This is a genomic window from Brochothrix campestris (assembly GCF_046058945.1).
In the GTDB taxonomy this organism is placed as follows: Bacteria; Bacillota; Bacilli; order Lactobacillales; family Listeriaceae; genus Brochothrix; species Brochothrix campestris.
On sequence record NZ_CP175511.1, the window covers coordinates 2,035,001 to 2,048,930 of the forward strand.

The 13,930-nt window shown below is 41.5% G+C and carries 10 protein-coding genes and 2 rRNA genes (1 of these 12 only partly in view); 3 read left to right on the forward strand and 9 right to left on the reverse strand.

What is annotated here, in order from left to right; all coding sequences use genetic code 11:
• Positions 1-625 (reverse strand): 23S ribosomal RNA (locus tag ACJYYY_RS10110) (it extends 2,305 nt beyond the left edge of the window).
• 301 nt (positions 626-926) lie between these two features.
• A 16S ribosomal RNA gene (locus ACJYYY_RS10115) occupies positions 927-2,474 on the reverse strand.
• The 16S and 23S rRNA genes sit together here, the layout of an rRNA operon.
• Positions 2,475-2,994: 520 nt before the next feature.
• On the opposite strand from ACJYYY_RS10115, the gene ACJYYY_RS10120 reads away from it, so the two are divergent.
• Positions 2,995-4,251, forward strand: coding sequence for a M20/M25/M40 family metallo-hydrolase (locus ACJYYY_RS10120; RefSeq protein ID WP_408868902.1), 1,257 nt, complete (start codon positions 2,995-2,997; stop codon positions 4,249-4,251).
• A gap of 54 nt (positions 4,252-4,305) precedes the next feature.
• Here ACJYYY_RS10120 and ACJYYY_RS10125 read toward each other — a convergent pair whose 3' ends face one another.
• From ACJYYY_RS10125 to ACJYYY_RS10135, 3 genes are all read right to left on the reverse strand, one after another.
• Positions 4,306-4,956, reverse strand: a complete 651-nt coding sequence (locus ACJYYY_RS10125) for a hemolysin III family protein (RefSeq protein WP_408868903.1) — start codon at positions 4,954-4,956, stop codon at positions 4,306-4,308.
• 23 nt (positions 4,957-4,979) lie between these two features.
• The gene (locus ACJYYY_RS10130) at positions 4,980-6,158 is read right to left on the reverse strand and encodes a class I SAM-dependent rRNA methyltransferase (protein WP_035314532.1); all 1,179 of its coding nucleotides are present in this window, start codon (positions 6,156-6,158) and stop codon (positions 4,980-4,982) included.
• Between the two features lie 134 nt (positions 6,159-6,292).
• Positions 6,293-7,351, reverse strand: coding sequence for a PTS transporter subunit IIC (locus ACJYYY_RS10135; protein WP_035314530.1), 1,059 nt, complete (start codon positions 7,349-7,351; stop codon positions 6,293-6,295).
• A gap of 186 nt (positions 7,352-7,537) precedes the next feature.
• Here ACJYYY_RS10135 and ACJYYY_RS10140 point away from each other — a divergent pair, with 186 nt between their 5' ends.
• Positions 7,538-8,677, forward strand: coding sequence for an AI-2E family transporter (locus ACJYYY_RS10140; RefSeq protein ID WP_035314529.1), 1,140 nt, complete (start codon positions 7,538-7,540; stop codon positions 8,675-8,677).
• A 38-nt stretch (positions 8,678-8,715) separates the two neighbouring features.
• Here the strand turns inward: ACJYYY_RS10140 and ade are convergent, their stop codons facing one another.
• The 4 genes from ade to ACJYYY_RS10160 all read right to left on the reverse strand — a co-directional run bounded on the left by ade (position 8,716) and on the right by ACJYYY_RS10160 (position 12,677).
• Positions 8,716-10,452 (reverse strand): adenine deaminase, encoded by a 1,737-nt coding sequence (ade, locus tag ACJYYY_RS10145; RefSeq protein WP_035314527.1) that lies wholly within the window; start codon positions 10,450-10,452, stop codon positions 8,716-8,718.
• Between the two features lie 139 nt (positions 10,453-10,591).
• Positions 10,592-11,062, reverse strand: a complete 471-nt coding sequence (locus tag ACJYYY_RS10150; protein ID WP_035314525.1) for a hypothetical protein — start codon at positions 11,060-11,062, stop codon at positions 10,592-10,594.
• Between the two features lie 23 nt (positions 11,063-11,085).
• Positions 11,086-11,892, reverse strand: coding sequence for a Cof-type HAD-IIB family hydrolase (locus ACJYYY_RS10155; protein ID WP_035314524.1), 807 nt, complete (start codon positions 11,890-11,892; stop codon positions 11,086-11,088).
• Positions 11,880-12,677, reverse strand: a complete 798-nt coding sequence (locus ACJYYY_RS10160) for a Cof-type HAD-IIB family hydrolase (protein WP_035314522.1) — start codon at positions 12,675-12,677, stop codon at positions 11,880-11,882. The genes ACJYYY_RS10155 and ACJYYY_RS10160 overlap by 13 nt, the downstream gene beginning before the upstream one ends.
• A gap of 146 nt (positions 12,678-12,823) precedes the next feature.
• On the opposite strand from ACJYYY_RS10160, the gene ACJYYY_RS10165 reads away from it, so the two are divergent.
• Positions 12,824-13,810: a YdcF family protein gene (locus ACJYYY_RS10165; RefSeq protein ID WP_408868904.1), complete on the forward strand. Its 987-nt coding sequence runs from the start codon at positions 12,824-12,826 to the stop codon at positions 13,808-13,810.
• Positions 13,811-13,930 lie beyond the last annotated feature (120 nt).

A 13,930-nucleotide genomic window follows, 5' to 3' on the forward strand; every position in this document is an offset into this window, starting at 1 on the left:
CGGTTCATTCTACAAAAGGCACGCTATCACCCATTAACGGGCTTTAACTACTTGTAGGCACACGGTTTCAGGAACTATTTCACTCCCCTTCCGGGGTTCTTTTCACCTTTCCCTCACGGTACTGGTACACTATCGGTCACTAGGGAGTATTTAGCCTTACGGGATGGTCCCCGTGGATTCCGACGGAATTTCTCGTGTTCCGCCGTACTCAGGATACATTCTGGAGAGAAGCGCTTTTCGTTTACGGGACTGTTACCCTCTTTGGTTAACCTTTCCAGGTTACTCAACTAAACGCTTCCTTTGTAACTCCGTGTAGAATGTCCTACAACCCCAAAGAGCAAGCTCTTTGGTTTGGGCTGTTTCCGTTTCGCTCGCCGCTACTCAGGAAATCGATTTTTCTTTCTCTTCCTGCAGGTAATAAGATGTTTCAGTTCCCTGCGTCTGCCGTCAAACAACCTATGTATTCAGTTGTAGACACTATGCGATCAAGCATAGTAGGTTTCCCCATTCGGAAATCTCTGGATCAAAGCTTACGTACAGCTCCCCAAAGCATATCGGTGTTAGTCCCGTCCTTCATCGGCTCCTAGTGCCAAGGCATTCACCGTGCGCCCTTTCTAACTTAACCTTCAGATTTGTGTTCGTTGTTAAACAACTACTAACGCCTCTTTACTAATCACCTTACGGCTTTTAGTTCGACATAATGAACATATGTCTGGTTGGTCGTGCGATACGACCTGATGATTATAAATCACCTAAAATGAGTCTCGGTTGTTACTTGGTCTTTCTATTTCATATCAATTAGTATTCAGTTTTCAAAGAACAAACATAAATGAGAAGATTGACTTCTCAAAACTAAACGAACAAGCAGATGTCATACAACAATTAATGTAACTTATCACACCCGAAGGTGTGTTCCTATTCCTTAGAAAGGAGGTGATCCAGCCGCACCTTCCGATACGGCTACCTTGTTACGACTTCACCCCAATTATCTATCCCACCTTAGACGGCTAGCTCCCGAAGGTTACCAAACCGGCTTTGGGTGTTACAAACTCTCGTGGTGTGACGGGCGGTGTGTACAAGGCCCGGGAACGTATTCACCGTAGCATGCTGATCTACGATTACTAGCGATTCCGGCTTCATGCAGGCGAGTTGCAGCCTGCAATCCGAACTGAGAATAATTTTATGGGATTGGCTCCACCTCGCGGCTTCGCGACCCTTTGTATTATCCATTGTAGCACGTGTGTAGCCCAGGTCATAAGGGGCATGATGATTTGACGTCATCCCCACCTTCCTCCGGCTTACACCGGCAGTCACTTTAGAGTGCCCAACTTAATGCTGGCAACTAAAATCAAGGGTTGCGCTCGTTGCGGGACTTAACCCAACATCTCACGACACGAGCTGACGACAACCATGCACCACCTGTCACTTTGTCCCCGAAGGGAAAGTTCTGTCTCCAGAATGGTCAAAGGATGTCAAGACCTGGTAAGGTTCTTCGCGTTGCTTCGAATTAAACCACATGCTCCACCGCTTGTGCGGGCCCCCGTCAATTCCTTTGAGTTTCAACCTTGCGGTCGTACTCCCCAGGCGGAGTGCTTAATGCGTTAACTGCAGCACTAAGGGGCGGAAACCCCCTAACACTTAGCACTCATCGTTTACGGCGTGGACTACCAGGGTATCTAATCCTGTTTGCTCCCCACGCTTTCGCGCCTCAGCGTCAGTAACAGACCAGAGAGCCGCCTTCGCCACTGGTGTTCCTCCAAATATCTACGCATTTCACCGCTACACTTGGAATTCCACTCTCCTCTTCTGTCCTCAAGTCTTCCAGTTTCCAATGACCCTCCCCGGTTGAGCCGGGGGCTTTCACATCAGACTTAAAAGACCGCCTGCGCGCGCTTTACGCCCAATAATTCCGGACAACGCTTGCCACCTACGTATTACCGCGGCTGCTGGCACGTAGTTAGCCGTGGCTTTCTGGTTAGATACCGTCAAGGGGTGAACAGTTACTCTCACCCTTGTTCTTCTCTAACAACAGAGCTTTACGACCCGAAGGCCTTCTTCGCTCACGCGGCGTTGCTCGGTCAGACTTTCGTCCATTGCCGAAGATTCCCTACTGCTGCCTCCCGTAGGAGTTTGGGCCGTGTCTCAGTCCCAATGTGGCCGATCACCCTCTCAGGTCGGCTATGGATCGTCGCCTTGGTAAGCCATTACCTTACCAACTAGCTAATCCAGCGCGGGTCCATCTCACAGTGACAGCCGAAACCGTCTTTCACTTGAACATCTTATGATGTTCAGCACATTCGGTATTAGCATCGATTTCTCGATGTTATCCCCAGCTGTGAGGCAGGTTACCCACGTGTTACTCACCCGTCCGCCACTAACTTCAAAGGAGCAAGCTCCTTATCCGTTCGTTCGACTTGCATGTATTAGGCACGCCGCCAGCGTTCGTCCTGAGCCAGGATCAAACTCTCGTTAAAAAGTAACGGTGTTTAAACCGTCAAATGATCCTTAACTAGTTCGCTAGCTAAAAATTTATTACTTATTGTCGTTACGAAATTAATTGGTTAAACTCCTAAGAGTTTAAGCATATAACATCTTTTTGTTCGTTCAGTTTTCAAAGGTCAATCGTTATCGGCTCTCGCTGACAACTACTTTAGTATAGCACATCTATTGACTTTCGTCAACGTTTTTTTAAAAAATATTTATTCTTATTATTTCACACAACTTCTAAAAAGACGAAGGTGTTTCTTAAGAACTTTATTAATATACTATGTTTCATCAACTCTGTCAACATCATTAGTATTACGATTAGTTAGGATCCCCCCTCTCTTTTTAAACTTATTCTGTGTTTCACTAAAAAAATCACGACTCGCTCCGATTCACTCTTCAATCACAGCTTAATAACATACATTAACAAATAATTAAGCTTAATAATTTGTGTTTTTCTTTTTATATTTTATTTGTTGTATAATTAGTATTAGAAAAGAGGGACTCCAGATGTCAATTAATTCAGTAGAAACAACGATTCAACAAACTTTAACCTCATTAACTAGCGACAACAATGTCAAACAAGCGTTAGCTCACTTAATTAACAGCAATGAACACATAATCAAACAACAAATTAAACTAGCAGAAACTGCTAGCCCACCATTTAATGAAGATAAACGCCGAAAGCTATTCATTAAATTACTAACCGAGGCCGGCCTTAATAATCTCACAATTGACAGCGAAGGGAACGTCTATGGTTACTATCATCATGTAGCGGGTCGTCCCACACTTTTTTTAGCAGCTCATTTAGATAGTGTTTTTGCGATTGAAACTGACGTAACCGTTACGTATAAAAATAATAAGTATTATGGCGCTGGTATTTATGATGACGCAAGAGGTTTAGCGGTGGTCATTTCGATTGCTGCTGTATTGAACAAATTCAATATCGAGTTAGATGCTTCATTAATGATTGGTGCCACAGTAGGTGAAGAAGGCCCCGGTAATTTAAGAGGCGCTAAATACTTCTTTAAAACCCATCCGGAAGTAGACGCCTTTATCTCAGTTGATATCGATGCACCTAATGAAGTTATTTATCGTGCAACTGGTAGTTTACGCTATATCTATACGTTTAATGGTAGCGGTGGTCATAGTTATAGTGATTTTGGACGCCCAAGCGCTGTCCATGCTGCAGCTCGAGCTATTACACATATCGCCAATTTAACGCCACCAACAAATCCGAAAACTACTTTTAATGTTGGTGTGATGAACGGCGGAACAATCCCAACTGCCATCGCGGAAGAAGCGATGATATACGTTGATATGCGTTCAATCGATGCAAATGCATTAACATTACTTCACTCGCAAATAACAAATCTTGTTGCTCAGGCTGTTGATGAAGAAAATGAACACTGGTCAATGACGGATTCTCCCTTTGCTATTAACGTAATGTCTGAATTAAAAGGTGATCGACCCGCCGGATCACAATCCGATACAGCTATTCCCGTCTTAGCAGCGATGAATGCTGCTCGCTCATTGGGACTCACGCCGAGATTGTCAGAGCCTGCCAGTACCGATATCAACGCACCGCTTAGCATCGGCGTTCCGGCAATTGCAATTGGAGGCGGCGGCAAAGCCTATGACGAACATTCCACCAACGAATCATTCGATCCAACAGATTCACATTTAGGGCCACAACGTGTATTACTAACTGTCTTGACTTTACTCGGAATTAAAGGAGTGACCACAGCAACCTTAACTAAACGTTGACAAAAACATGACACCATAAAAAAGCCTTTCTCACAAAGATGAGAAAGGCTTTTTCTATACATATAATAAAACACTGAAGTACATAAACCCCGTACCAGCTAGCACAAACAGATGCCAAATTGCATGGCCAAACTTCAACTTTGGAAAACTGTATATCACAGCACCAATCGTAAAAATAAGCCCACCGATAATAAGCAACATAATGCCATCACCAGTAATCGCATAGTAGAGCGGTTTCATCGCAAAAACGATGCCCCATCCCATAATGACATAAACAATCGTTGACACCACACGGAATTTTTCCAAGAAAAACACTTTATAAACAATCCCTAATAACGCCATCCCCCAGATGACACCAAACAGTGACCATCCCAACGCCCCACCTAAACTAATGAGTGCATAAGGGGTATAACCTCCCGCTATTAATAAATAGATAGCGGCATGATCAAGAATGTTAAAAACATACCTTGTTTTAGATGGTTTTAAACTATGAAGCATCGTTGAGCAAAAATATAACGTCATTAACGAAATTCCAAAAATAGTAAAACTGACAACCTCAATCGCACTTCCTCTTGATGCTGCCACTACAATTAAACAGACTAATGCAGGAATACTTAATAGGAAGCCAATACCATGTGTGATGGCATTAGCAATCTCCTCTGCAACATTATAGGTTACTTTTTTTACCGCTACTTGATCCGTCATATTCAATACCCTCTTTCGTTTATCTACGCTAACGCTTTAATAACAACAACTTTTAAGTATGCGCTCTCTGGGAAACTACTTAGCGAGGCAAAATCAGTTGGTTGTTCAAACGTTGTCACAATTTCATACGGACGATTTTGAGCAGCAAAGGTCGCTTTAATTGTGCGGTTGAAATCAGCCATTGAAATACCACTATGGTTTGTCGACGCAATAATATGACCTTTTTTAGCGGTGATAGTAATCGCCTGCTCAAGTAGACTTCCGTAATCTTTCGCGGCACTAAATGTCACTTTCTTCGTTTTTGCGAAGCTTGGTGGATCAAGCACCACTAAGTCAAATTCCAATTCCTTACGGTTGGCATATTTGAAATAGTGAAACACATCTTCAACAATGATACTATGATCTTTCGGATCCAAGTTATTCACTTCGAATTGTTCCGCTGTTTTTGCACGACTACGGTTAGCAACGTCAACACTCGTTGTATGAACAGCACCACCCATTGCTGCTGCAACCGAAAAAGCACCGGTGTAAGAGAACGTATTCAACACACGTTTACCTGCTGACAGTTCTTCCATAATGTAACGACGAACATCGCGTTGATCGAGGAAAATACCAGTCATCGCCCCATCATTTAAGTAAGTCGCAAAATTAATGTTACTCTCTTTAATGATTAACGGCTCTGGCGCTTTTTCACCTTTAATGAAGTTATCATCCTCAACAAATTTACCTTGTTCACCAAAACGACTCTTCGCATAAATACCTTTAAAAGAAACAACCTTTTCAAAGGCCGAGTAAATCGTATCTGAGTGTAAGAAGATACCTTCACTGTACCAGTTAAACAGCACGAATCCGTCATACCAATCAATTGTTAAACCACCAATACCATCACTGATACCATTAAACAAACGAAACGCATTTGTTTCTTCTGATTTAAATAACATATCGCGTTTTTCAATCGCTTCACGTATTTTAATAAGGATGAATGCATAGTCAAATGCTTGCCCTTGTTCAGTCGAGATGACCCAACCAATTCCTTTATTTTGTTTACCAATTAACGCCGTAGCGACATAATGTTTTTTTTCATTCATTAATTCTACAACCGTACCTTCTTCTTTCGGTACTTTGTTATAGAAGATATCTTTTGTAATTAGCGGAAAACCACCATTGATGTTACTTACTGCCCATTTCTTAATTTCATACATGCACTTATTCCGTCCTTCTTTTTATTGACTTATGTTTATCATACCTTAAAAGCTACTCAAACACTAGTGTATGCATGTTTCGGATATGTTATAATCCTTACAAAATTGGACTTTTATCTCTGGTAAAGAAAGTTTCACATGACAATCATCGAAAGATCCTTCGGTTTTACCCAACCACATTTTAGCATGATACGATGTACACTATACGTAATGATAGCCGGCAATATAACTCCTACGATTACATAGATGATAAAATCACTTTGACCTTGCTTCCCAAAAATAGCAATCGGAGCAATCAAGGAATTGAGTCCTAATCCCGCTAACTCATAACTTGTTGTAAAACCGAATAACATGGTCGCAATCGGAGCACAAATAAGCGCCGCTAAAAATGGACCCGCTACCAGTTGTGGATGTTTCACTAAATTAGGAAACTGAACTTTTGGCGTAATCAATCCTTGCGCGAGGTTACCGCCTAGATCATTTTGACGGAAAGACATCACTGTAAAGCCAACAAACTGAGCAGTACAACCGATTAAGGCAGCGGCTGACGACACAGGATCGAGCTGAATTGCGATCGCTAAAGCGGCTGATGACGCGGGTGTCATTAGTAATACGCTCCAAACAAGCGCAATCACACTTGAACCAATTAATGGTGAAATGGTGATAGATTGAGCCATAAAAGCACTCAAATCGACCAACAGCGGTGTTGTCACGGCAGCAAGTCCCAATCCAGCAACTCCGCCGACTACGACTGCAACTAGTGGAATAAAGACCATATCTAAGATTGTTTTTCCAGTTAACCAAATTCCTACCACTGCTGCAATAATACCCGCAATCACAGCTGAAATTGGTTGACCAGAGACGAAAACGAGACCTACACCACCAGTCGCCGCATTCGCTCCATCAACAAATTGAACCGCCGCACCGCCGACAGTTGCAGCAACCATCGCACTAAAGACAACCAAGGTGTTTCCTTTTAATTGATAGGCAATCGCCACTCCAAATGCTGGTGCTAATAACGATTTAGCGATTGTACCAATCCCAGCAAACGCCGGCCAATGGATAAAGCCTCCAATAGTTTCGATCAACAATCCGATTCCTAACATGACAAGCACCGCATTCGCTACACCTGCTGATACACGGTACACATAATCCATCATCGTCAATTTTCGGTCTGTTTGTACTCTATTCATAAGAACAGCTCCTTTTTGTCTGAATTGTCAGTTAATTAAAACTAGTATACTCCTATTTACGGTCGGAAAATAGTCTTTTTTTAATAAAAACGCTTACAATGTTTTGGTTTAGTTTTTTCTGTTTAATCGTTTATACTAGATAACGAAAGGGAATATTAAAACTATAAAGATTCAGGAGGCGTTCTTATGAAACCTACACAAAAAACATCCTTTCGCGAGGCATTTTTAAATAATAAATACATCATTACACTTATTGTTTGCCTGTTGATAATTCTCGTTATTATGGGATTGACTCAGATTTCATTTATTTTTCATCCATTAGCAGTCGTAATTGAAACAGTCTTCTACCCAATTTTATTCGCTGGTGCGATTTACTATGTGCTTAATCCAATTGTAAAATTCCTTTCACACCACAAAGTGAAACGCTGGTTATCGACTACGATTATTTTTCTAATGACCATCGGAATTCTTGTATTGCTCGGTTTTTGGATTGTACCTGTCGTCAAAACACAAATCGTCCAATTGTTCGACGATATTCCTGACTACATAAATTTACTAGAGAACAAATTAAACGACTTAACAAGTACCGGGATACTCTCACGCTATAAAACACAAATTGACGATATGATTAGTAACATCGGCAACCTTGCATCTACCAACGGCATTGAATGGACCAAAAACTTTTTCGCAGGTTCGACATCTTTTTTCAGTGCATTATCAACCGTTGTTTTAACAATTGTCACAATACCACTCGTCTTGTTTTACATGTTAAAAGATGCCGATAAAAAGTTATTGCCCGCTTTAGTGAAACCTTTCCCGACAAAAGCACGGCCAATGTTAGCGCAAATGTTACGCGATATGAATTCAAAAGTTAGTCATTACATTCGTGGTCAACTCTTTGTTGCGCTTGTGCTTGCTATCCTGTTTTATATTGGCTATTTAATTATCGGCATGCCTAACAGTTTAACCTTGGCTGTCTTAGCAGGGGCTACTAGCATCGTCCCTTATTTAGGACCAATTATCGCGATTTCACCGGCCTTAATTTTAGCTTTAATAACGTCACCGGCGATGCTATTAAAACTCGTAATTGTTTGGAGCTGTGTACAGTTTCTTGAAGGAAAGTTTGTTACACCGCAAATTATGGGACGTTCATTAGACGCTCATCCTTTAACTATTTTATTCTCTATCTTAATCGCAGGTCATCTGTTTGGTATTGTTGGTATTTTACTAGCAATCCCTGGTTATTCTGTCTTAAAAGTGCTCGTTCAATACATCTTCAAAGTTTTACGAATCGAGACTGATTTATACGATGATACACCTCGTTAATATTAAAAGCGCCTTCCAAAATGGAAGGCGCTTTTTGCTTACCCTTTTTTCTCAACCGCAATAAACTGTTCTTGATGAAAATCATAATAGCCTTGATCAGTCAGTTTCAGGGATGGTATGACTGGTAAGGTTAAAAATGATAACGTCAAAACAGGATCAAAGCCTCGCGCTGTGCTCAATGTTTCAAAACCGGCTTGCAGGGCCTGTAGCTGTTCATTGACACGCTCATAAGGTTGGTCTGACAATAATCCCGCGATTGGCAATGGCATTTGCGCAATGACGTTTAAATTCGCATCAATCATTGCCACACCACCTTTAATCGTTGTCACCTGCTCAATTGCTTTTAATATTGCCTCGTCAGATGTGCCGACTGCCACAATATTATGTGAATCATGCGCGACGGTTGTGGCAAAGGCACCCGCCTTTAATTCGAAACCTTTTACAAGTCCAATACCGACACAACCTGTTCCCTGATGACGTTCAACAACAACCATTTTAACGATATCCTGTGTTAAATCGGCTTCAAACTGACCATTTTGAGGTGTCACCTGTAACTCTAGATGATTGGTCTCAACATGATTCGGCTGTATCTCAATCACATGAACCGCTCCGTTCTGCAACGGTAATTTCAAATCAGTTGCTGTGACATTATGAACAATGGCCGGTGACTCGAATGCTGACGGTTCATGCACAAAGTAATCTTCTTGACGTGTTCCGTTTACGACAACCGCTTGTCCGCGTTTAATAACACGATTAATCGCCACTGTTTTTGGATTATCTAATATGACTAAGTCCGCCTGATAACCGGCAGCAATCGCTCCAATATGCTGTAATTGATGTGCTTCCGCCGCGTTCAGCGATGCCATTTGATAGGCAATCTCAGGTGTGATCCCCGTTTCAATCGCTAACTTTATCGAGTAGTTAATTGAGCCTTCATCAATGAGGTCGTTAATTAACTTATCATCGGTACAAAAAGAAAAGCGGCGTGCATTTTGGGGTGTGACCGCATCAATTACATTTAAGGTATCACGTGTAATCGTGCCTTCACGAATAAAAACATACATCCCTGCTTGTAAACGGGCCCGAGCTTCCTCCACTGTTGTACTTTCGTGGTCGGTACGAATGCCTGCTGCCATATATACATTGACCTGCTCAGGAGTCAAACCAGCGCCATGTCCATCGGCATGACCTCCTGCGTCGAGCGCATCGGTCACTTTTTCAATCATATCGGATGCCGCTCCAAAAACCGCGGGGTAATCCATTACCTCAGCCAAACCAATCACTGATTGTTCGCGATAAAGCGGTTTTAAATCGGATGCTTTTAAAATAGCACCGGCATGTTCAAAGGAAACAGCCGGCACTGAAGAAGGGAGCATAAAATACGTGTCTAACTTGCTTTTTTCACCATCTTTAATCATGAATTCAATGCCTTTAACACCGGCGACATTGGCAATTTCATGCGGATCAGTCACAATTGAAGTCACTCCGTTTTGTAACAAAATACGGCCCATTTCCTGTGGCGTCACATTTGAACTTTCAATATGAACATGGGAATCAATAAAACCAGGCACGATGTATTTCCCTGTTGCATCAATTGTTTCTTGCGCTTCATAGTGACCGAATCCAATAATTGTTTCATTCGCAATTGCAATATCTTGTTGCAGCCATGTGCCATCAAAGACATTAAAGACCTGTCCGTTTTTAATTACTAAATCAGCAATAACTGTTTTCGTTGCTGCAGCCACGCGTTGTTGTATGCTACTCTTCGTTATCATTGTTCCGCTCCCCTTTTTAGTGTTTTAGTTATTATAACGATAGACCATCAAAAAGTAAATCAAACAAAAAAGTTACCCACATGTGGATAACTTTTTTCGATACTAACTTATCCACGTTAGTGGTATAAGCTGTGGATAGTTATTTATCTGTTCGGAAGAAACCTTCGTCATCTAAATAACTTTCAGCTGCTGATTTCGCATAAAAAGCCATTTCGACCTTGCCATCATCGGTTAACACTTGCCACATATCTTTTTCATGTGCCAAAATCAACGTTTGGTGTAGGCGGGTATTTTCCCACGTTTCTTTATAATCAGCCTTAAAGCCTGATTCATCTTTTTGCAACTCATCAATTGCCGCTTCAATGGCTTCAATCAATTGGGTTTTACTAAAGTCACGTCCATTGACATAGCCTTTCTCATCCGTCTCATCCATTGTTAAAAAAGGAGCATATATCCAAATGTTGCCATTAGGATGTAAGTGACGAACCACCATTGTTTTTGCTTGTTCACTCGCTTTATAGTGGTAGTTCACCCGTTTTAATGATACGGGTTGTTTCGTTAGTTCAGCATAACGATCTAGAATCGCTTCTTTCTGTTCAAATGTTAACATTTTTCTTTTCCTCTTTTCTCTAATTACGGTTTTAACATAAATTTACGTACAACAGCTGCGACACCATCGTCCTCATTGCTCGGTGCTTCGTACTGGGAATGGCTCTTAATATTCGCATTAGCATTGGCCATCGCTACACCTAATCCGGCATAAATAATCATACTCTCATCATTGTTACTATCACCACAAGCAATCACATTTTCAGCGGTTAAGCCAAGTGATTTAGCAAGCACGTCTAAGCTAGAGGCTTTCGTAATCCCCTTCATCGTACATTCTAAAAAGAATGGTTTCGAACGGACAATTTGCAAGCTCTCCGAAAAAACCGCCTTAATCAACGGTTCCACCACATCTAAATCTTCTTCTGCAGCTAAAAACATCATCTTATTAACCGGTTGTGTAATGGCTTCACTCATTGTCGCCGTTTCAATCACAGGCATCGACACGAGTTGGCCTTCATACGTTGCCCACTCATTCTGACGACGCGTTAAAATTGAGCCCTCGCTATACGTTAAAATATCAAGGTCGCGTTTAACCGCTTCAGCTGTCATTTGTTGCGCTAGTTCAACTGGAATCATTTTGGCAAAGAGGGGTTCTTTTGTTTTACAGTTATACACATAACCACCATTATACGCTGAAATATAGCCGCCATGTTGTTCTAATTGTAATTCTTTTGCCAAAGCAGTGATTCCTTCATACGGACGCCCCGATGCCAACACGACTGTTTTGCCTGCTAGTTGCGCCTCAATTAGGGCGTCACGGTTCCCTGTGGATAACTCACCCTTATTATTTAATAACGTTTCATCTAAATCCAATGCAATTAGTTCGTACATTCTTTTTCCTCCTCAATTAAACCGAAATGGATTAAAGCTTTCATGATGCCATCTGCTTTAAAATCAGCGGTCACATAATCCGCAGCTGCTATTAATGGCTCAACCGCATTGCCCATTGCTACTGCGGTATCAACATAGTTGAACATTTCTAAATCGTTAATGCCATCACCGAACGCATAGGTTGGAATGTTCTCATACTGTTGTTTTTTGATAAACGCTTCAATACCGACAGCTTTTGATGAACCGTTGGGAACAACGTCATAGCCGTGGGGCGTATTTCTTAAAAACGTTAGTTGTGGAAACTGTGCTTCAAAGGCCGCATCTGCATGCTCACTCAAGAGCATTATGAGATAGATCTCCTTTGTTAAATACAACTGCGGATGACATTGTGGATACGAACTATGTAACGATTCATAATTAACACGTGTCCAATGATCATCGCTTTTTTCTGCCGTGATTTCACTGTCACTGTAATAGGTTAAATTATAGTTCTTTTGCTGAGCCGCGACTTTGAGCGCCTCGATGTCTGTTTGATGAAAGGGGTTAGTGTAGATTGAATTGCCCTGACTGACAACATATTGCCCGTTCATCGACACAATCGAATCGATACCTGTTTGTTGCAGGACACCTTCAATTTCATGCGTCGCACGTCCGGTTGCAATTACTGGCAAATAGCCATTGCGACGTAAACGTTCAATCGCAGCTAAGGAACTCGGCGCGATTTGGTTCGGACCTGTTAATAAAGTGCCATCTAAATCGAAAAAGATGATTGCTTTTGGATTCATCGCTATCTCTCCTTTAATAAGGTTCTCTTTACTATTCTATCATGAAGCACTGTATTTGTAATTTCTTTATCTGCCAATGCTATTGTATAATAAAGAGAGAAAACATATCCACAAGTTATACACTCATAGATTGGTAGGTGACGCTTTTGTTTTATTTCCTCATTCCAGGACTACTCTTTATTAGTTTTTTCTTTTTATTCAATGCAATCGATAATCGCCGTGTCAGCAACTCGTTATTTTTAACAATCGGACTATTCATTTTATTGTTAGGGTTTCTCGTCATGTGGGTTGAAGATGACATTAACGGTGATGCGCTTTATTACGGTTACCTCGTCGGACGTCTGTTTGTGATTTTAATCGGTCTTGCTCTTATTCTTAATGGCCTTGTCGTCATTAAGAAAGAAGGACGTACCCTTCCTAATATTTTATCATTGGCTTTCGGAATAGTTCTCTGTCTCTTTGTTAGCCTGACATTTACAGACGGCTTTTTACAGTTTGAATTTATCAAAAAAGTCTATCTTGTTTTTATTGTCATCGTTGGTTATTACATCTTTATTTTTGTAAACTGTGTTATCTCAGCCGCCTTATATCAACTTAATCGCCCTCGTCTCAATCAGGATTTTATCATTGTCCTCGGTTGTGGATTGAATGGGGATAAAGTAACACCCTTGTTAGCGAGTCGCTTAAATCGCGCGCTGAGTTTTTATTTAAAACAAAAACATCGGACGACCGCCCCGCGGATTATTTTATCAGGGGGGCAAGGTGCTGATGAAATTGTCGCAGAGGCCTTTGCGATGAAAAACTATTTATTAAGTAAAGGTGTTCCTGAACAGCATTTATTACTAGAGGACAAATCCACCACCACAGCTGAAAACATGCGCTTTTCAAAAAAAATCATGGATGGTCTCAAAGATACGTACAGCAGTATTTTCGTAACGAATAACTACCATACGTTTCGTGCCGGCATCTTTGCCAAGCGTGCCCATCTCGACAGTGGCGGTATCGGTGCCCACACAGCACCCTATTATTTACCCACCGCCTTCGTCCGTGAATACGTTGCTATTTTAATGTTGCATAAATGGATTCACTTGAGTGTGACTGTGATTTTGCTCGGGTTGATTATTATCATGTAATTGAAAAGAACGATTATCCCTAGTGGGATAATCGCTTAGATTGTAGACAAAGTCTAAACATACTTCATTTTCTTTGTAATGCTATTACAGTGACTTTGTGTACGAGATGATAAGACTGAA

Bases quoted from the DNA above. Each gene is read 5' to 3' on its own strand.
- ACJYYY_RS10150 (WP_035314525.1), bottom strand. From the start codon at position 11,062: ATGTTAACATTTGAACAGAAAGAAGCGATTCTAGATCGTTATGCTGAA.
- ACJYYY_RS10125 (WP_408868903.1), bottom strand. From the start codon at position 4,956: ATGACGGATCAAGTAGCGGTAAAAAAAGTAACCTATAATGTTGCAGAG.
- ACJYYY_RS10135 (WP_035314530.1), bottom strand. From the start codon at position 7,351: ATGAATAGAGTACAAACAGACCGAAAATTGACGATGATGGATTATGTG.
- ACJYYY_RS10120 (WP_408868902.1), top strand. From the start codon at position 2,995: ATGTCAATTAATTCAGTAGAAACAACGATTCAACAAACTTTAACCTCA.
- ACJYYY_RS10130 (WP_035314532.1), bottom strand. From the start codon at position 6,158: ATGTATGAAATTAAGAAATGGGCAGTAAGTAACATCAATGGTGGTTTT.
- ACJYYY_RS10160 (WP_035314522.1), bottom strand. From the start codon at position 12,677: ATGAATCCAAAAGCAATCATCTTTTTCGATTTAGATGGCACTTTATTA.
- ACJYYY_RS10155 (WP_035314524.1), bottom strand. From the start codon at position 11,892: ATGTACGAACTAATTGCATTGGATTTAGATGAAACGTTATTAAATAAT.
- ade (WP_035314527.1), bottom strand. From the start codon at position 10,452: ATGATAACGAAGAGTAGCATACAACAACGCGTGGCTGCAGCAACGAAA.
- ACJYYY_RS10140 (WP_035314529.1), top strand. From the start codon at position 7,538: ATGAAACCTACACAAAAAACATCCTTTCGCGAGGCATTTTTAAATAAT.